We start from the raw sequence: 18,998 nt of genomic DNA on the forward strand, positions 1-18,998 counted from the left end.
AGCTTAATTTAGCGGTTTGTAGCGGTTTTATTGCGGCGTTCTTGCGGCAAAGTGCCGAGATGGCTGTGGGCAACGGCAGGTTATTGGATTTCACTCTTGCACATCAAATTGCTTTTCGACGTCCATGCTGACGTGTAGCACCCGAATAATTTCTATTTTATAATCCGGCGACTGTCGATAAAAGATTTGATGTTTTAAGAAACGACATTTAAAATACTCCTCCCTGATATGTTCGGCAGGCTTACCTTCGATTCGTTTGTCGCCAAGCGCTTGAAAACAGTTTAATAAACCGTCCAGGTATTTTTCAGCTTGGTTCGAGGACCATTCGCGTAAGGTGTATTCCCAAATGTTTTCAAGATCATTTTGATCAAGCTTACTGATTTTGTATTCCGAAATTAGATCTTAGTCCTACGTTTTAGACCTGCTTTAAATTTCTCTGGATCGAAATTTTCAACCCAGCCGCTTTGTTCTCCGTCTATTAAAGCCTGTCTTAGCAACTGCAGCTTTTCCTCTTCCTGCTCCAATAGCCGCAACCCAGCACGCACGACCTCGCTTGTGGAGGCATAGCGGCCCGAGTTAACCTGGTTTTGAATAAAAGAATCAAAATGCTGACCAATTGATATGGATGTGTTTTTCGGCATATTCTTTACCTGTCAAAGTGTTAGTAGGGCGAAAGTACCAAAAATTGGTATCAGTTGAAAACTTGTGCCTTCCAATTGCGCTTGTACAGGTGCTTATCCCGCAAAAACGCCTCAGAATTGTAGACAACCTCACCACTTTGTACAATCGCAGGATGGCGTTTCCCCGTATCGGGCTTGGGAAGTCGGATGCGGGGAATGGGTTTGTTTACTTTGGCACGGTTTTAGGACTAATCCGTGATGTTAACCAACCTAACATCAAAATGAACAAGTTACCCATTTCGATCATCAGTGCGGCAATTTTCATGGCATCGTGCAACAGCGGCACTAATAAAGAGGCTGCTTTACTGAAAGAAAAACAGTTCGCGATCGATTCTATGAAGCATGTGATGGAGAAAAAAGCGATTGTCGATTCGATGAATACAGTGATGGCTAATCGCGAAGCAGAGAAAAAGGCTGAGCAGGCGCGTGTTGCGGAAGCAAAAAATACGGAGGCTGTTGCAACGAGCACGGCAGCGCCAGCAGAACGACGTAAAAAAGGATGGAACCACACGGCAAAAGGAGCAGTAGTAGGGGCCGGAACGGGTGCAATTACAGGAGCACTTGTTAACAAAAAACGTGGTGAAGGTGCATTGGTAGGGACATTGATCGGTGCTGGTGTAGGAGCCGGAACCGGTGCATTGGTAGATAATTCACAAAAAAAGAAAAGAAGAAATAATAACTGATCACACACATTTAAGGCAAACACACACAAACAGGCAGCGATCTCACTTCATGTGAGATCGCTTTTTTGTTATACACTATTTGGATGAATTATTTGGCATCCGAAGCAGGCACAAACTGCGCTTTCAAATCAGGATCTTTCATATCCTTGTCTAGTGGGAACATGGGTCTTTTAATGCGCTTGTAGCCCAGCGTTTCCAGGTTCTGGTCCACGCCGCCGGGGGTTAATGCCAATATCCAGTCGGCGCGCATGTTGTAAAGCTCGGGTTCGAGGTAACCGATTTTAACAACCACAATGTCCGCTTTCCTTGGGTTCAGGCCTAATCTTGTAAAATCCGCTTCCTTATGGTAAGGTTTGCGCTTAGCAGTTACGATGATGTGCACGCTTCCTACTTTTACAACGACCTCGGTTTCTGCATTGCGGTCACCGTGCTCAATAGCCTCTACAGTGCCCACAAGATGGAGCGGCGGTGCGAGGCGGAAATCAACTTTTGCGCCTGCATAGCCATCGACTTTATTGCCCACACCGGCTGCTATGGCTGCTTTTACGAGATCCGGACCGGGAATGGAGGCGTAAATGAGTGCCGGGCCATTGTCGTTTTTAAATTCCGGGCGGGCCAGAATCTCCTGTAATGTCCAGGTAACATCACCTGCGCCGCCAGCCGTCGGGTTATCTCCCGAATCGCTGATAAAGAAGGGGTGTTTCTGGCTTTTTACGGCTTTGTCAAGAGCTTCTTTCAATGTGCCCGTCGGTGCAACGAATTCGAAATCCGACCTTACTTTCCAGAAGCTGGCGGCCAGTTGCTCCGCCGTTTTGGAAACAACAGCTTTATCGTCGCCCGTTACCATCACAACAGCGTGGTTACGAGGCTCGTCTGCCCAGGCATAACCAATCCATATCGCCGCATCGATCACGCCAGGCTGAGCCGCAGCGGGAGCCACTTTGGAATATAATGTTTTACCGGGCTCAATCCGGGTGCTCGTTTTTTCACCGGGCAAAAGGATCGGAACCGGTATCCAGGCTTTGTATGCAGGTTTTCCTTTGCCGCTTTCGAGCCGCGAGAGCAGATTGTCAACCGCCCGTTTTTTGGATTGCATGGCATCTTCGTGCGGGGCCATCCGGTAGCAAGTAATAAGGTCTGTGTTCTGAGCCAGCCGCCAGGATACATTACCATGCAGGTCCATAGAGGTTGAAATGACGGTTTTGGTGCCGATCACTTCGCGGATCCGAACAATCAAATCACCTTCCGGATCATCCAGTCCCACCACGCTCATAGCGCCGTGGATGTCGAAGAAAAGTCCGTCATAGGGAGCGCCTTTTTTCAGCAACGCCAATGTTTGCTTTACGAGCGATTCATAAGCTTCGCGCGTCACCGCACCGCCCGGCAGTGATTTTCCCATCAGCGTAGGAACCCAGTCAGCACGGCCGCGGTTGGCCGAGTCTTTGGCCAGAAATGGGTAGGAAGTAAAAATATCAGCGCCATATTTTGCTTTAAAAGCTTCCTCGGTGGTCAGGGCAGGGGAGAACGTGCTCGACTCGATGCCCAATCCCGCAATGGCCACGCGGGGAAGCTTTTTGTTGCCATTGTCCTGCGCATTGATTTGCGTGAGGATAAGACAAAAACAAAAAATCAGAAAAGGAGAATGTTTCATATGCGATACGTTACCAAAGTGGGGTTAGGATTGCTTTGGATTGAAAAATAGGTAAAAAACCGGAGAATTTAGCCATAAACCCCATATGAAACGCCGCGGAAAGTCCTGGACGCTAACTCGTCAAATCTTGATCGTTTGCCTTAGCAAATCTTCCACCTTTCCTGAAGAAGGCCTCGGCGCGTGCGTTTGAAGCATTTTTCCATCAGCATCAATCAGAATGTATCTTGGAATGCCCCAGATACGATAATTCTCCCAGATGTCGTCAGGCTGGTTTTTTTGGACCTGGTTGATGTGAATTCCTTCCGGGACGCTTTTATCCGGCAGCATTTTCTTCCATGTTTCTACATTTTCATCCGTTGAAACGAACAGAAATGCCACCTTATCATTTCCTTTAAACGCTTTCATCAGCTTTTTGGAATGTGGAAACTCCTCTTTGCAAGGTCCGCACCAGGTCGCCCAAACGTCGACATAAACCACTTTTCCTTTCAGACTGCTTAGGGACATGTTTTTGCCATCGGCGGTCTGGCCTGTGAAATCGGGCGCGGGCTTACCCGGACCAATGCGCTCCCAAATGCCGAAACTCTTGTTCAGCGTCGTCGTATATTGCGGAACGTCGACTTCTTTGTTAAACAAATCCCGCAGCTTTTGCAATTCTGGTGAAACGCCTTCCATTCCTACCCAAAAATTAATGTTGGCCGCCCTGAAATGGTCTTTCAGCTGTCGGGAATAAGGTTGTTCTTGTATAAATGAATCTGCAATCTCCGGGTATTTCCCCGCTATCGAATCGGGATCCCGACCTTCTGTTTGCTTCGCAACCTGCGCAAAAATGTTTGATTCCAGAAAGTTGGCCAATATCGCTGCATAATCATACATGTTGATGGCCAGCGCCAGTGAATCTTCCGGCAGGTTTTTAATTGGTGCCAAAAGCTTTGCCGGAATGGCCGGATCATTCATGTCATAGCCATATTTTGATTGTGTATATTTTTGATAGAAATGATATTCCATCATTTCCTTCCGCGATTGCATCACTTTCAATGTATTCGGGTCTACGTTTTTATCGGTCAAAAGTGAGTTCAGCAGCTCCTGATGCTTTTTCTTGAACGCATCCATCCGCGCGAAGAATTCGGCGTCATCCATGATTTGGATGATGTACTTGCCATTCGTGACCTCACATTGCTGTTGCGCGTCTTGGGAACGTTTAATAAAACGGTTTACAGTCGACCCATCACCCGCATAATTGACGTTTTTCCTGCTTTTTCCGGAATCCGGTTCAATCACAATATCGTCGCCCGGATTAACATACAACGGAATGTATTGGCCGGCGCTTGTCACGACGGCGAACAAAGGGCCGGCAATGTCCACCTCGATCTTGCCCGATCCCGTGCTGTCCAATGTGGAGGTGGCCAGCAGCAATGTGTCCAGGCTCAGCATGTTATTGGTTACGAAATCAACACGGGCATTTTTTGCAGAATCAAGCTTGATGGAAATCGTTACGTGGTTGCTGTTCTTTTTGTCGCAGCTCCATAAGCTTGTTAAAAGGATCAGGCTGAGAAATCCAAGTTTTACATATTGTCGCACGGCTAGGTTGTTAGGTGATAAATTAAGCACATTGACCCTTACTCCTGTAACGACCGCCTTGATGCAGGTTTCCTTAAAGAAATGTAAATTGTTTGGGCAGTCAGGCTGGTCCGCCAGTATTGAAAAGTAGATCCCGAAATGCGTTTTGAGTAATTTTTGCCGTTCAATGGCCTTTAAATCAAATACAAACCACCTAAAACCTTAACCCCATAACTCATGAGTGTGCATACCAACAGGAGAGATTTTGTTAAAATGGCCGGGCTTGGCGCGTTTGGCTTCACGATTTTGCCGTCACTTTATGGCAAAGCTGCCGCCAGCGACCGGCTGCGTATTGCACACATTGGTGTGGGTGGAATGGGGAATAATCACATGAAATGGTTTGCAGACTTGCCGGAAGTCGAAATTGTGGCGCTTTGCGATGTGGATGAGCTGCATCTGGGTGAAACAAAAACGAAGCTCGAAGCCATGAAGCCGGGCATTAAGGTGGATACTTATGGTGATTTTCGGAGAATTCTTGATCGCAAAGACATTGACGCCATCACCGTCGCTACGCCGGATCACTGGCATGCGCAGATTGCTACGCTGGCATTTCAGGCCGGGAAGGATGTGTATGGCGAGAAACCGCTCTCTTACTGTCAGCGCGAAGGCAAAATGATGCTGAAACACATGGAAAAGAACAACCGCATTTTCCAGATGGGCAACCAGATCCATGCGGGCGATAACTTTCACAGGGTGGTTGAAATCATCAAATCGGGAGCCATCGGGAATGTGCATACAGTGCGCTTATGGAAGCAGTCGACCACCAAAGAGCTGGGCTCGCCCACTGTTCAGCCCGTGCCAAAAACGCTGAATTGGGATATGTGGCTCGGGCCGGCACCATTTACGGAATACATACCGGAAAAATGCCATTTTACGTATCGCTATTTTCTGGATTATTCGGGAGGGGAATTTGCCGATTTCTGGTGCCACATTGCGGATGTCGTTTATTCCGCCATTCAGCCAAAGGGTTTGAAAAAAATCAATGCAAGAGGGCAAGCCTACACGGGCATTGCCGATGCGCCAAAGACGTTGGACGTCGATTATGAATTTGACGGATTGAAAATTTTTTGGACTACATTGCCTCCCAACATTCCCGGTGCGGCAGAGCAGGGGATAGGGGCGTATTTTGAAGGGGACAAAGGAACGCTCATGTGCGATTACAACACCCGGAAGATCAACATTAACGGCGAAACAATGACCGACATCGCCACCGTTCCCATCACGAACCCAAGGTCACCGGGCCATCAACAAAACTTCGTCGACGCAGTTAAAGCCAGAACACAACCCGAATCCAACCTCGCCTACGCCCGCGATCTCACCATCCCTATGCACCTCGGCCTCATTTCCTATCGCCTTAAACGAGAACTAACCTGGAATGCCGACAAAGAAAGATTCGTAGGAGACAAAGAAGCAAACAAGCTACTCTCCCGCAAGCCGAGGAAGGAGTGGGATTTAGTTTAGGAGTTTAATTTAAATTAAAAGCGTTTTGGCCGGGATCCCGAACTCGTGATATAATGACTTGATCATTTTCAAAGTTAGCGGTTTCTTCCTGCCCAACACTTCTGAAACCCTCGACTTGGTTCCGAAATATTTTACCAGATCCTTTTGACTTAGACCATCTTCCTCCATCTTGTATTTAATAGCTTCCACAGGATCCAGTTCAGGCATTTTGTGGTGCTCATTTTCGTACTTTTCTATGACCATCAAAAGCAGTTCCAACTGGTCACCCTCTGGTGTATTCGGCTTTGCTTGCCAAATTTCACCCAGGTTGTCCAGCGCTTCTTTGTAGTCAGCGGTGGTTTTAAGTGGTTTTATTTTGTAATTCTTCATTGCCTGGCTTTTATGAGTGTTCAACAGTTTTGGCATCTATCCGATCATAATCCTTATGCGTGCCAACAAATTTGATCCAACAAGCTTTGAACTGGTAATTGAATGAAACGATCAGCCTAAATTTATTCCGGGCAATGTTGAAGACTATCCGATCATTGCCAACAAAGTCGGCACCCTTGAAATCCGCAATAACTTCCTGGGGCGTACTGTAATTGTGGCTGTTCATTTTTTCATACCAGCTCAGTAACCCAATCCTGGCGTCAGTGTGTGTTTCCCAGAATTCTTTCAAAGTGCCCTTCGCAACAATTCTCATAAGGAAACAAATATATCAAAAGTTCCTTTATTTGGAACTTGCGACATTGCGTAATCACAAAATTTACATATCTCGATGGGCTCTTTCACTACTGCACCTTCAACGCATCCGTCGGATTCATTAGTGCGGCTTTCAGGGATTGGAAGCCGATGGTGGTTAGGGTGATCATAAGCATTAAAAGGGTTGTGATGATGAAGATGCCTGCGTTGATATGGATGTGATATGCGAAGTTGTGTAGCCATTGGTCTGTTAGCCACCAGCCCAGCGGGAATGCAATGCTTATAGCTATGATCATCAGGATAATAAAGTCCTTCGTTAACATCGCCACGACATTGCCAACAGTTGCGCCAAGCACTTTCCGGACGCCGATTTCCTGTCTTCGGCGATTAGCCGTGAATGCTGCGAGACCGTATAAGCCGAGGCAAGAAATGATGATCGCAAGGGCAGCGAAAATGTTGCTTTTTGATTTCCGGCGGTGATCCTGGCCATTACAAGCATTGTCTCTGCAGGGGAAATATAGAGTATAAATGGCCGGACTGCTTCGTGTAAGGAGTTGAAATGGAAGTTCCTGGCTACTCCAACAATCTGCATTTACCGGAAAAGGCCTGCCATTTCCATTCCACAATCTTACCTATGGCCAACTCGGCATCCCGAAATAGCTTGACAGCCAAGGTTTGAGAGATTACAATGGAATTTTTATTGTTAAGAACTTCGCTTGCCCGGCCCCTGTGTAAGCGGGACGGAAAAGGCATGGAAATAATCACTGCTGACGAAATTCCCACCCGCGCTGATGGTGTTGCTGCCCGCCGTCAAGCTAAATGTTTGAAACCACGACGCGGGCGTTGTCGTTACAGCCGTTTCCACTTCCGACAAGTCTTTCAAAAGCGTTTCGCCCATCTGATCACCGGTTCCGTTGGAAGTCGCAATGCGGTTTCCGGCTTTTTCATGGATCATTACCTCGTAAAGCTGGTCGTCCTTCTCATGAAATTTATCAAAATTCAGCTCGTTCCTGACCCATAGCGAAATAAGTAAGGCGCAAGCTAAACCCGTGGACAGCCCAAGGAGATTGAGCAAAGTAAATTGTATATCCTTTAACAGATAGCGCCAGGAATTTTTGAGATGATTGCGAAGAACGTCGAGGTTTAGCATATGGCTTTTGGCTTACATTTCATTGATTTTATCACGGAATGTAAGTATGCCAATATTTATTTTAATATACAAGAAATTTATATATTAAAATAACTTTTTGTTAGAAGTTACCCGCAAAGCTTTTCCCCGTTTTCACATCTTTCAGCTTTACAGAATCAATGGCCCCGATGCCTGAAAACGAAATGCCGAGTCCGTAGACCTGTTTCAGCGGCTTTTTATAATTTGTTTTAAAAACCTCTTTTGCATTGATAAAGAGGCGGACATGCTTGTCCACAACTTTCAATGTTACGGTGCCTCCTGTTTGCAGGTCCACGCCAAGAAAATTGAGCTGGTTGAGCTCGCCGGGCTTGGTGACTTCGGAAAATTGCAGGTCCGTCCAATGCGTGCAACCGGGCTTCATTACATCAAACACATGCTTGGATGATTCTCCAAAAACGGTCACCCGCACCTGTGAGCAGCGTACGCCGGCGCGGGGAGCGGAAGTATTGAGTCTGATAAAGAGCTCGAAGTTATCTGCGTCAATGTCTGTGAGTTGCGTATTAATGAAGTCTACAAAGAAGGTGCGGTTTGTATCAACGCCTGCGCGCGAAACTTCCCGCGCACTTACGCTTTTCTTGTCGCCGGTCAGCAAATTTTGAATGTCGATCGGGTAAACCCTTGTTGTGTCGTACATCATTCTGGCCGTTGCCGTCCAGCCATTCGTTTTGAGATATACCGACGCTGTGTCCATAGTCACGCCATTCCGCTTCAAAATGGCTGAGTAGCGGCCAGGAACTTCATAGTAATGCGAATAGAGACTGTCGCCCTCGATCAGGGAAATCCGCCTGCCATCACCAAAATCAAGGGTGTAATGTTCTTTGTTTACATCATAACTTTCGGGAATCCCACGCACGACAAACGCTGCAGAATGCGGATTTTCGCCAACTGGATTCTGGCAAACAAGCGCAGCATCAACCGGTTCCGGTGCCGATAGGAACAGCTCGTAACTTGCAAATGCAATAGCAGCAATGACCACGGTCAACATCAAGCCGATATAAGCTGGACTCATTCTCCGCCGCTTTCTGACGGGCGCCAGTTTGGGCTCGTCGGGTAAAATGGCTTCAAAGTAGGGCTGCACGGGCGACGGACCCTTGGTAACAACGGCATGGCGAGGAGCGGAGGTGACGAACTTTTCCCAATCGCCGTAGCCAACGTAACCGGCCAGCGCGTCTCGCGTGGCTTTCTGCGGATAATAACGGACGTCGGTTTTGATTTTTCCAAAGATCCTTTTCAGCGTATTCGGGCTGATCTGGACATTTGTTTTTTTGTAAAGAATATACCCCAGCCGCACATAGTCGCTGTTGGTCCAGGAGCCGATATCAGACTTGCCATACATTTCACTCACCAGGCGGCAGCAGTGATCCAGATGATCCAAAGAGCTTGCCCTGGCTTGTCCATTCTCCATATTTTTAAAGCAATAATCTACTAGAAATCAATTGTTTAGGTTGTCCATTCTTTTGATCAAGCAAATGGTCAGGATCGGCCTGATTTAACCAAATTATGCAAAATTATATTTGCATAATCAAATATTTAACCCCTCGGTCTTACCATTGAAAATCAACCCTAAACGCTAACCTATTAAAACTTATGAGACAAAAAATTCTACTGAGTTGTGTCCTCTTATTTGGCTGGCTTGCGCCTTTGTTCGCGCAAACGCGACAATTGACCGGCAAGGTCGTTGACGAGCAGGCCAAAGAACTTCCCGGCGTCAGTATTGTGATCAAAGGCACGCAGCAGGGAACCGTCACGGATGTAAACGGGCTGTATCAACTGGCCGTTCCGGAATCCGGGTCGCCGATCTTGACATTCTCCTTCGTGGGTTACCAGGCACAGGACACTCCCCTGAACGGACGTACAACCCTGGACGTTACCCTCGCACCCAACGATCAGTCGCTGGCGGAAGTTGTGGTGGTAGGCTATGGAACGCAGAAGAAAAAAGATCTCACGGGTGCCATTTCCACCATCAGTTCCAGGGACGTAGCGGGGCGGCAGACATTGCAGGTTTCGGACGCGTTGCAGGGAAGTGTGGCGGGCGTTTCGGTGACGCGTACAGGCGGCGCGCCCGGCTCCGGCTCCAACATTCTGATCCGAGGCATAACCACCATTGGCACGAACAACCCGCTCGTTGTCGTGGACGGCGTGCCCGTGGCCAGCATTGATAATGTCAATCCCGGCGACGTGGAGAGTGTGACGGTTTTAAAGGATGCTTCTTCGGCTGCCATTTATGGTTCCAGGGGTGCAGCCGGGGTTATCCTCGTGACAACCAAGCGGGCGAAGTCAGGACAGAGCAGTTTGGAATACACCTACGAATACGGCGTTCAGCGTGCTACGGCCAAGCCTTCGTATGCGGGCGTTCAGGATTATATGCGCTATTTCAATGAGCAGGCAACGAACGATGGCGCAAGCCAGGGCCCGTTTGCACAGCCGTTAATTGATTCATATTTAGATAGTAACCGTGTTAATCCAGACTTTTTCCCAAACACCGACTGGCAGAGATCCATCATCAACAGGTCCTCCGCACCCCGTCAGCGCCACGACATTGTGTTCACGATGGGCACGGGAAAAATCAGCACGAAGGCTTCGCTGGGGTATGCCAGTGCGGGTGCATTTTATGATAACCGTAATTATAACCGCTATCTGTTCCGCATTAACAACGATCTGCAAGTGAGTAAGAAGCTGGGCATTAACCTCGATGTTTTTTATAAAAGAACAGCCAATCAGGGCAATGGTAACGAGCTGCTTACCACCGGTGCGTACAATCCGATATACGAAGCACGCGTAATGCCGCCGATTTATGATGATGTGTATGCCAATGGTAAAGTTGCCCTTGGAAAAGACGGCCGTAATCCGCTGGCCCAGCTCCGGGAAGGTGGTTTTACCAAAACTTTAAATAACCAGATCGGCGGGAGAATGTCATTGAACTACAAACCCATCGAAGGACTAACGTTAACGGCATTGGTTGCGCCGGTTTTTGATTTGGATAAAAATAAATTTTTCTCAAAACAGGTACGATTCACCAATCCGGACGGCTCCAACAGCACAGTTGTGAACCAGGCAAGAACTGTTTTAACCGAAGGAAGGTCGGAAGGCATTGCGATCAACGGGCAGGTGCTGGCCAATTATGTCAAAGAATTCAAAAGCGGGCATAGCATTGATGTGCTCGGCGGTTTTGAGGAAAATTACCGCTCGCTGGAAAACCTGGGCGCGATCAGAAGTGGCTTTGCATTAACCGATTACCCCTATCTCAATTCCGGCTCAACCGAGCTGCGGGATAACTCCGGAAACGCTAATGAGTCAGGGTTGCATTCCTTTTTTGGAAGATTGCAATACAGCTATAAAAGCAAATATTCATTGCAGGGAAACCTGCGTTCGGACCTGTCGTCGCGTTTCGCTAATGCTTACCGCAGGGCAGTTTATCCCTCACTTTCAGCTGGGTGGACTATTTCGGAGGAGCAATTCATGAAGGATATCCGCTGGCTGTCTTTTCTGAAACTGAGAGGTTCGTGGGGAAAGGCGGGTAACGAGCGCTTGCTGAATAAGGACGGCAATCCGGCCTATTATCCCTATCTGGCAACCATTGATTTTTCAACTGCATTATTCTACCAGAATGGCGGCGTAGTTCCTTTAACGGGCGGCGGGCAGCAGGTTTACGCCGTTGAAAATATCAGCTGGGAAACCAGCCGCACCACAGATATCGGTCTCGATGCTGCGTTTTTGAACGACAGGCTCACCTTAGGCGCTGACTATTATATGAAGAAAACGACGGACATTCTGTTGCCGCTCGACATTCCGCTTTATCTCGGATACGACAAACCCAACCAGAATGCGGGCGTTTTGAAAGTAAAAGGCTGGGAACTTGAAATGACGTGGCGCGACCGGATAGACAAGCTGACTTACTCGGTTTCAGCCAACCTTTCGGATGCCAAATCAACGGTCGGTGATCTCAAAGGCACGGAGTTCCGGGAAGACCAGATCATCCGGAACGGCAGCGAGTATAATGAGTGGTTTGGTTATATCTCCAACGGTTTGTTCCAAACGCAGGACGAAATCAATGGTGCGCCGGTGCTGAATGTTACCACCAAGCCCGGAGACGTTCGCTATGTGGACATTAACAAGGATGGCAAGATCACAACAGATGACAAAGTGTTGCTTGGAGGCGCATTACCTCGCTATTTGTACGGCGGAAACTTGCGGGCCGACTATGCCGGCTTTGATTTTGGTGTGAGTTTTCAGGGCGTGGCTAAAAAACTTTCGAGGCTGAACAGCGAGGCCGTGCAGCCATTTGCAGAGGCTTTCGGGAATATGCCTGCCGATATGATCGGAAAGTTCTGGAGCCTGAACAATACTGCCGAACAAAACCAGCAAGCCACATATCCGCGCCTTTCCCGCACTTCCAACTCGGCCAATTACGCGCTCTCGGATTACTGGCTGATTAATGGCGGCTATTTCAGGCTGAAAAACATCACTTTGGGATACACCTTGCAGCAACCGGGTGTGAAGAAGATCGGCATTCAGTCGCTGCGATTTTATGTGTCGGCGAACGATGTCTTTTCGCTTAGCAAATTTCCAAAATACCTGGATCCGGAGTCAGCAAGCTATGCTTACCCGATCGTGACAACGCTGATGGCCGGTGCAACGATCCGGTTTTAAGGCTTCCGGTTTTATAAAAAATCAAAATCATTGATCATGAAAAAATTAATATACATCCTGCTCATGACATCGGTTTCGGCCTGTCATACTCTCGACCTTAACCCTTTGTCGGAGGCGTCCACGGCCACATTCTATTCCAATCAGACCGAGCTGGAACTAGCTGTGAATGACTTGTACAGACTCACATTCTGGGGGAATGATAATGAGCTTTTCAGCGATAACGAATGGCACCGCGCCCAGCTGACCAACGCTGTGATCGGCGGAACTATGAATGCAGACGACGTGCCTGTGCAAACTTACTGGCTCAATAGCTACAAAGCCATTGCCCGCGCCAATTCGTTTCTCGCCAATAAAGACAAAGCAGCTGCCAACACCCCCGCAGCGATCCTTTTAAGACTGGAAGCAGAAATGCGGCTGATCCGGGCCCATCAGTATGCACGCCTGGTCACCCATTTCGGGGACGTTCCGCTAATGACCGAGCCTGTTACATTGGCTGAATCTTACGGCATTACGCGCACAAGCCAGGAAGAAGTGCTGACATTTGTTTTCGCAGAGCTCGATTTTGCCGCCGCGAATTTACCTGTAACCTATGGAGCAGCCGAAGTAAAACGGTTGACAAAAGGTGCAGCATTGGCTGTAAAGGCGCGTACGGCTTTGTATTTGGGTAAATGGCAGATTGCAAAAGAAGCTTCCGAAGCAGTTATGCAACTGGCCACTTATTCATTGCACGATTCCTATTCTCAGCTTTTTGTAAAAGCAGGGGAAAGTAGTAAAGAACTGATCATCAGCATTCCCAGAGATGAAAAGCAGCAGGTTTTTGGCAATACGGGTTATGTGCAGGACAACATTTCGCGCAACGCGGGCGGCTATGGCGCACAATTGCCGACGCGTGATATGATGGACGCGTACGAATGTGTGGACGGAAAGCTGATTGACGAATCGCCGCTCTATGATCCTAAAATGCCCTTCAAAAACCGGGACCCGAGATTAAATGCGACCATAGTGGAGTTCAACACGCAATGGCTGGGCTACAATTACACGCCGCATCCCGACTCGCTGACGATTTTTAGTGTAAAAGAGAACAAGAAGGTGCCGAATAAGGACACCCGTGCGGTGGCTGCATTTGCAAGTTTTACGGGTTTTCTTTGGAAAAAAGGCATTGACCAAACCTGGTCCGAGCGGCTGGTTGAAGACAATGATGCCATCATAATCCGCTATGCAGAAATGCTGCTGACCTACGCGGAAGCAAAAATTGAACTGGGCGAAATTGACGAAACGGTCGTGAATGCGATCAACCAGGTGCGGGCGCGTGCCTATGGCGTTGCGGTGGACAAAACAACCGCTTACCCGGCCATTAAGCTCTCCAATGCCGCCACTTTACGGCAGATCCTCCGCCGCGAGCGCCGCGTGGAGTTTCCGCGGGAAGGCTTGCGATATATGGATCTGATCCGGTGGAAGTTGGCGGAAAAAGTGCTCGTTAAACCTGTAATCGGCCTGCCTGATCCCGCTGCACAGAACCGTGCGAAATGGCCGTTTCCAGGAGTGACGCCCATTGATGCGGACGGCATTGCGGATTATAGCGGCTTTGGAACAGATGTAAAAGTCATTGCACAACGCAATTTTGATAAAACAAGACAATATCTCTGGCCGATTCCCGCCGTTGAGCGTCGTGTAAATCCGGGAATTAACCAAAATGCAGGTTACTAATCGTACCATTTATATCTCGTAATCAGAAACATGGTGTAGTCACACTCGTTTTAAACCATTTTATTTTAATGAAAAAATTTAACCATTGCTTTGCTGCATTGCTGGCATTGCTTAGCCTTTCCGTTATTGCTCAGCCTAAGACCAAACCTAAACCCTCATTCAGCGGCATCTATCCGCATCTGGCCATGTATAACAACGAGGGCGAGTGTGGAACGGGTGCCGTTGTGGGCTGGGCCGGAAAGCTTTGGGCGGTTACCTATGCGCCGCATTTGCCCTTTGGCTCTTCGGATAAGCTGTATGAAATCAGTACGGACCTGACACAAACCGTCCGCCCCGAAAGCATTGGGGGAACACCCGCCAACCGTATGATCCATCAGGAAAGCAACCAGCTTTTTATTGGCCCGTACGCCATTGATGGCAAGGGAAATGTGAAGACCATTTCGTACAAGACAATGCCGGGCCGGCACACCGGCAATGCGCGCCATCTGACCGATCCTGCCAACAAAATTTACTATGGCACCATGGAAGAAGGTTTTTATGAAGTGGACGTCAGAACATTGGCGGTGAAGACTTTGTATGAAGATGGGAATGTCAAAAACAATAAAAGAACCGCGGATAAGCAGACTTATCAATACAATGGATTGCTTCCCGGAACACACGGAAAAGGTTACTATTCCGGTCAGGGCGTGACAGTTTACTCTAATAATGGCGAGCCCGGAAAGCTTGCGGAGAAGCAATTTGATATCGAGTCAGGTTCATTGTCGGAATGGGATGGTAAGAATTGGAAAGTGGTTCGCCGCAACCAGTTTGTGGAAGTGACGGGTCCTGGCGGCATCCTGGGCAATAAAAATCCGGCAACGGATCCGATCTGGGCAACAGGCTGGGACCACAAATCGGTGCTGCTGGGCGTACGGGGCAATGGTAAGTGGACATTTTTCAGACTGCCTAAGGCGAGTCACAGCTACGACGGTGCCCACGGCTGGAACACGGAATGGCCGCGAATCCGGGATGTCGGAACAGAAGCAAAACCGGATTACCTGATGACGATGCACGGTATGTTCTGGGAATTTCCAGGCCATTTTTCCTCTAAAAATACGGCAGGGATCCGTCCGCGGACTTCGTACCTGAAAGTAATCGGTGACTTTACGCGCTGGAAAGACCAACTGGTTTTTGGTTGTGACGATTCGGCGCAGAGGGAATTTTTGAACAAAAGAAAAGCCAAAGGCAACATCGAGGGCCCGGGTCAATCCAATTCCAACTTGTGGTTCACTTCCCTGAACCAGCCCGATCAGCTAGGCCCGAATACAGCCGAAGGAGCCGTTTGGCTGAATGAGAAAATCGCGGCGAATGCTACTTCCGAGCCGTTTCTGTTCAGCGGATGGGCCAACCGTTCCGCCTGGATCCAGAACAATGGCGACGCTGAGGTGACTTTTACATTCGAAGTGGACAAAAATGGAAATGGACTTTGGACGAATCTTAAAACATTGAAAGTAGGAGCGAAAAAGGCTGCCAACATTCAATTTTCCGCAAATGATGGAGGAGAATGGATCAGGATCAAAGCGAATAAACCGACAAATGCATCGGCGCACTTTTCCTACATTGCCAATGACCCGCGCAAAACCGATGCGGATGCGATTTTTGCAGGTTTGAGTGATGTAACAGCACCGGCCAGCTCGGGTGGGTTGCTATATGGCCTGGGTGATAACCGCCGTGCGCTGGGTATCGCGGCCATGGATTATTCGGCAGGAAGGCCAACATTATCAGGTTATTATGAGCTGGATGCGGACATGAATCTGGTGCGCAAGGAAGATGCCAGAACGCTTTCTTTTATCCAAAATAAATTCGTAATACCGCAGAAAGTAGTGACCGTTGACAAATCATCCGTGCTGGTTGTGGATGATAAAGGACGAAGATGGAGGTTGCCGCTTGGCGATAATGCTTTTACGGGCCTTACCAATGATGGCGCATTGCGCATATGCCGCGAAGTTTCGACAGAGCGGGACCTTTTCAACTGCCATGGCACTTTTTATGAATTACCGGCTGAGAATGCGGATGGTTATGCCAAAATCCGCCCGGTATCGTCTCATAATCTGCGTATTAATGATTACGCATCTTACCGCGGTTTGCTGGTGATGACCGGTGTGGACGCTAAAAATCTGAAAGGAAACAAGCACATTGTTGCTTCGAGTGATAACAAGGCGGCGGTTTGGGCAGGGGCGATCGATGATCTCTGGAAACTCGGTAAACCCATCGGTCACGGCGGTCCGTGGAAAGATGCTGCTGTGAAAGCAAATGCTGCATCTGATCCTTATCTGATTGGTTTTTATGACAAAAAATCATTGAAACTTTCTCACAAAGCAAACAATGATGTCACGTTCACTATGGAAGTGGATCCGGTTGGAAACGGACCTTGGATGGAAGCCAGGCAGTTCACCGTGAAGGCCGGCGAAACATTCACATTTGATTTCCCGAAAGACTTCGGAGCCAGATGGATCCGGTTCAAAACCGACAAAGACTGTGTGGCCACAACGTGGTTGGATTACAAATAAAAACGAAAGCGAGACTGTCCCACCGGCAGTCTCGCTTTTTAAATCCGTTTAGTCAATCATTTTACCATTCACTTTTACATTGGTCAGTCTGAAATCCTGAACAACGCTTTTGTCATAAGCTCCATTTTTTGCGGAGATATTCAGGTTCTCGAATTTGAATTTGGACAGCTTATCATAGTCGCCGGGGCTGACGTCGAAAAAGATTTCGCATTTCAGATCAATGTTTTTCAGGCAAATGTTATCGCAGTAGGAAAGGGGCACGTCTTTCCGTCCTTTCAAATCAAAAAACTGCTTCCAGGGCTTTACATAGATCAGACTGTAAGCGTAACCCGTAATGTTCTCCACGCTCACAAACTCGTATTTCTGCGGCGTATCCGGTCTCATTTTAAGCCATAACACACGCATAGCGTTGGTAATGTGGCAGTTGCGCATCACAATGTTCTTATTATGAATGGCTTCGCTACCACACGTGAGCGCCGCGTGGCAGAACCCAAATTCCGAATCTTCTATAATCACATTTGTGTTCGCACCATTCCCCGCATCCTTGTCGGCATAAGGCCCTTTTCCACCTTTCAATGCGATAGCATCATCATTTACAGCCAGATAGCATCCCTTGATCAGCACATTATTACAAACGTCGAGATCGATTGCATCCGTGCTGGGCGCCTTAATGGGCTCGTGGGGAGCTGTAATCCGAACATTCAGGATTTTAATGTTATTGCATTGATAATAGTGGCTCGTCCAGAAACCGGAATTTTGGAGCCGCACATCCTTAACCTGCACATCATCGCTTTTCCAGATAAAAACTAGCCTTGGGCGTGACACCTCCAAATTCGTACAATTTGGATTTTCCTTTCTTCTCTGCCAGAATGCCTTCCAATAATTCAGCCCATTTCCGTCAATTGTTCCTTTTCCTGAGATTGTAAAGCCATTCACGCCATACGCATTCACCAAGGCCGGGAAATAATCCAATGTCTGCCCTTCCATTCGGGACGGCATCATCGGGTAATCTGCAATTTTATCCGAGCCCTTCAACACCGCGCCTTCGGAAATATATAAATGCGTTTTGGGCTTAAAAAATAATGCACCGCTCAGAAACGTACCTTTTGGAACAATGATCACGCCGCCGCCCTGCTGATGCGCCAAATCGATTACTTTCTGGATAGCCGCCGTTTGTACTGCATTGCTATCCGCTGACACCCCGTGTTTTGTAATGACAAACTGTTTACCCAAATCCGAAAGCTCAATTTTGGAACTGTCTGCAAACCAATCCGGTATTTTGGTGCCATCCGGGAATTCAGTGGATTTTTTTGTTTGAGCAAATGAAATAAGAGCGCATAGGCATGCAAGGAGCAACATACAAAATTTTGGCATAACAAAGATTTCTGATTTGTAATGTATCGCTTTCCGATGCAAAATGAGCATCGCGTCTTTCGTAATGTTGTAGAGAGGAAGCACCCGGCAGAATATACTGATAATGTAAGAGCGAGGTTTTCAGACTGTGTCAATCACATTTGATTTTTACGCCCAAGGGGATCGATATTTTCATGCAAAGGGCATAACTTGGTGCTGAGATACAAACATATCAATAAAATATTATCACATGAGTACAAATGAAAATGCCGCAGCACCGGCAGTTCCAATTTCAAAAGCTTTGGTTTCCAACGGATTCCTGTTCATTTCGGGCCAGATCGGCTCAGCAGGCGGGCAGCTTGTGACAACATCTTTCCAGGACGAGGTCAGGCAGGTGTTTACGAATATTGAAACCATACTCAGCGAGCACAATTTAACATTCAGCCACGTCGTCAGCGTCACCGTATACCTAACCGATATGCGCTATTTCGACGAACTCAACGCCGTATACCAAACTTACTTCACCGACCGCTTCCCAACCCGCACTTGCATTGCAGTAGCAGGTTTGCCGAAACAGGCCAGGGTTGAGTTGACCACTATGGCTAGTTTGGAGTTGCAGTAGGGGTGGGATTAGAGAAGCGCGCTGGAATTCTTAAACTGATAAAACTATGGCAATCAGCAATGCTGGTTGCCATAGTTGAAAGAAACAAACGTGTCTCTTTCAACTCTTACTGTCTTTATGAAAATTTCCTATCTTTGTGTACACAAAATTGTACA

General features: G+C 47.9%; 16 protein-coding genes. 6 read left to right on the forward strand and 10 right to left on the reverse strand.

What is annotated here, in order from left to right; genetic code table 11:
* Positions 1-90: 90 nt before the first annotated feature.
* Together G395_RS33220 and G395_RS0127890 are read right to left on the reverse strand one after the other, a co-directional pair.
* Positions 91-396, reverse strand: a complete 306-nt coding sequence (locus tag G395_RS33220) for a type II toxin-antitoxin system RelE/ParE family toxin (RefSeq protein ID WP_084439938.1) — start codon at positions 394-396, stop codon at positions 91-93.
* Positions 396-641 (reverse strand): type II toxin-antitoxin system ParD family antitoxin, encoded by a 246-nt coding sequence (locus G395_RS0127890; protein WP_026632995.1) that lies wholly within the window; start codon positions 639-641, stop codon positions 396-398. The genes G395_RS33220 and G395_RS0127890 overlap by 1 nt, the downstream gene beginning before the upstream one ends.
* Before the next feature lie 44 nt (positions 642-685).
* On the opposite strand from G395_RS0127890, the gene G395_RS32865 reads away from it, so the two are divergent.
* The gene (locus G395_RS32865) at positions 686-1,363 is read left to right on the forward strand and encodes a glycine zipper family protein (RefSeq protein WP_229204311.1); all 678 of its coding nucleotides are present in this window, start codon (positions 686-688) and stop codon (positions 1,361-1,363) included.
* Positions 1,364-1,451: 88 nt separating this feature from the next.
* Here G395_RS32865 and G395_RS0127900 read toward each other — a convergent pair whose 3' ends face one another.
* Together G395_RS0127900 and G395_RS31470 are read right to left on the reverse strand one after the other, a co-directional pair.
* Complete coding sequence (locus G395_RS0127900; protein WP_026632997.1) at positions 1,452-3,014, reverse strand: M81 family metallopeptidase; 1,563 nt, start codon at positions 3,012-3,014, stop codon at positions 1,452-1,454.
* A 120-nt stretch (positions 3,015-3,134) separates the two neighbouring features.
* Positions 3,135-4,592, reverse strand: coding sequence for a TlpA family protein disulfide reductase (locus tag G395_RS31470; protein ID WP_051350456.1), 1,458 nt, complete (start codon positions 4,590-4,592; stop codon positions 3,135-3,137).
* Positions 4,593-4,808: 216 nt separating this feature from the next.
* Here G395_RS31470 and G395_RS0127910 point away from each other — a divergent pair, with 216 nt between their 5' ends.
* Positions 4,809-6,092: a Gfo/Idh/MocA family protein gene (locus G395_RS0127910; RefSeq protein ID WP_026632998.1), complete on the forward strand. Its 1,284-nt coding sequence runs from the start codon at positions 4,809-4,811 to the stop codon at positions 6,090-6,092.
* A 9-nt stretch (positions 6,093-6,101) separates the two neighbouring features.
* Here G395_RS0127910 and G395_RS0127915 read toward each other — a convergent pair whose 3' ends face one another.
* From G395_RS0127915 to G395_RS0127940, 5 genes are all read right to left on the reverse strand, one after another.
* Complete coding sequence (locus tag G395_RS0127915; RefSeq protein ID WP_026632999.1) at positions 6,102-6,461, reverse strand: helix-turn-helix domain-containing protein; 360 nt, start codon at positions 6,459-6,461, stop codon at positions 6,102-6,104.
* A 10-nt stretch (positions 6,462-6,471) separates the two neighbouring features.
* A complete protein-coding gene (locus G395_RS0127920; protein ID WP_026633000.1) occupies positions 6,472-6,774 on the reverse strand; it encodes a type II toxin-antitoxin system HigB family toxin in 303 nt (100 codons plus the stop codon).
* A gap of 88 nt (positions 6,775-6,862) precedes the next feature.
* Complete coding sequence (locus G395_RS0127925) at positions 6,863-7,399, reverse strand: ABC transporter permease (RefSeq protein WP_026633001.1); 537 nt, start codon at positions 7,397-7,399, stop codon at positions 6,863-6,865.
* Between the two features lie 77 nt (positions 7,400-7,476).
* A complete protein-coding gene (locus G395_RS0127930) occupies positions 7,477-7,923 on the reverse strand; it encodes an ABC transporter permease (RefSeq protein WP_026633002.1) in 447 nt (148 codons plus the stop codon).
* A gap of 100 nt (positions 7,924-8,023) precedes the next feature.
* On the reverse strand, positions 8,024-9,367 hold the full coding sequence (locus tag G395_RS0127940; RefSeq protein ID WP_026633003.1) for a hypothetical protein: 1,344 nt from the start codon (positions 9,365-9,367) through the stop codon (positions 8,024-8,026).
* A gap of 182 nt (positions 9,368-9,549) precedes the next feature.
* Between G395_RS0127940 and G395_RS0127945 the strand changes: the two genes are divergently transcribed.
* The 3 genes from G395_RS0127945 to G395_RS0127955 all read left to right on the forward strand — a co-directional run bounded on the left by G395_RS0127945 (position 9,550) and on the right by G395_RS0127955 (position 16,868).
* Positions 9,550-12,612 carry a SusC/RagA family TonB-linked outer membrane protein gene (locus G395_RS0127945; protein ID WP_026633004.1) on the forward strand — a complete coding sequence of 1,021 codons (3,063 nt, stop codon included), beginning with the start codon at positions 9,550-9,552 and terminating at the stop codon, positions 12,610-12,612.
* A 36-nt stretch (positions 12,613-12,648) separates the two neighbouring features.
* Positions 12,649-14,319, forward strand: coding sequence for a RagB/SusD family nutrient uptake outer membrane protein (locus G395_RS0127950; RefSeq protein WP_026633005.1), 1,671 nt, complete (start codon positions 12,649-12,651; stop codon positions 14,317-14,319).
* Between the two features lie 68 nt (positions 14,320-14,387).
* Positions 14,388-16,868, forward strand: coding sequence for a hypothetical protein (locus tag G395_RS0127955; protein WP_026633006.1), 2,481 nt, complete (start codon positions 14,388-14,390; stop codon positions 16,866-16,868).
* A gap of 48 nt (positions 16,869-16,916) precedes the next feature.
* On the opposite strand, the gene G395_RS0127960 is transcribed toward G395_RS0127955, so the two are convergent.
* Complete coding sequence (locus G395_RS0127960; protein ID WP_026633007.1) at positions 16,917-18,242, reverse strand: rhamnogalacturonidase; 1,326 nt, start codon at positions 18,240-18,242, stop codon at positions 16,917-16,919.
* A gap of 229 nt (positions 18,243-18,471) precedes the next feature.
* On the opposite strand from G395_RS0127960, the gene G395_RS0127965 reads away from it, so the two are divergent.
* Positions 18,472-18,843 (forward strand): RidA family protein, encoded by a 372-nt coding sequence (locus tag G395_RS0127965; protein ID WP_026633008.1) that lies wholly within the window; start codon positions 18,472-18,474, stop codon positions 18,841-18,843.
* The last annotated feature ends 155 nt before the right edge of the window (positions 18,844-18,998 follow it).

The sequence above is a fragment of the Dyadobacter alkalitolerans DSM 23607 genome (assembly GCF_000428845.1).
Taxonomy (GTDB): domain Bacteria; phylum Bacteroidota; class Bacteroidia; order Cytophagales; family Spirosomataceae; genus Dyadobacter; species Dyadobacter alkalitolerans.

Coding starts and splice junctions, on each gene's coding strand:
- G395_RS0127945 (WP_026633004.1), top strand. CDS start 9,550: ATGAGACAAAAAATTCTACTGAGTTGTGTCCTCTTATTTGGCTGGCTT.
- G395_RS0127920 (WP_026633000.1), bottom strand. CDS start 6,774: ATGAGAATTGTTGCGAAGGGCACTTTGAAAGAATTCTGGGAAACACAC.
- G395_RS0127940 (WP_026633003.1), bottom strand. CDS start 9,367: ATGGAGAATGGACAAGCCAGGGCAAGCTCTTTGGATCATCTGGATCAC.
- G395_RS0127960 (WP_026633007.1), bottom strand. CDS start 18,242: ATGCCAAAATTTTGTATGTTGCTCCTTGCATGCCTATGCGCTCTTATT.
- G395_RS0127900 (WP_026632997.1), bottom strand. CDS start 3,014: ATGAAACATTCTCCTTTTCTGATTTTTTGTTTTTGTCTTATCCTCACG.
- G395_RS0127965 (WP_026633008.1), top strand. CDS start 18,472: ATGAGTACAAATGAAAATGCCGCAGCACCGGCAGTTCCAATTTCAAAA.
- G395_RS0127950 (WP_026633005.1), top strand. CDS start 12,649: ATGAAAAAATTAATATACATCCTGCTCATGACATCGGTTTCGGCCTGT.
- G395_RS0127915 (WP_026632999.1), bottom strand. CDS start 6,461: ATGAAGAATTACAAAATAAAACCACTTAAAACCACCGCTGACTACAAA.
- G395_RS0127930 (WP_026633002.1), bottom strand. CDS start 7,923: ATGCTAAACCTCGACGTTCTTCGCAATCATCTCAAAAATTCCTGGCGC.
- G395_RS0127890 (WP_026632995.1), bottom strand. CDS start 641: ATGCCGAAAAACACATCCATATCAATTGGTCAGCATTTTGATTCTTTT.
- G395_RS0127910 (WP_026632998.1), top strand. CDS start 4,809: ATGAGTGTGCATACCAACAGGAGAGATTTTGTTAAAATGGCCGGGCTT.
- G395_RS0127955 (WP_026633006.1), top strand. CDS start 14,388: ATGAAAAAATTTAACCATTGCTTTGCTGCATTGCTGGCATTGCTTAGC.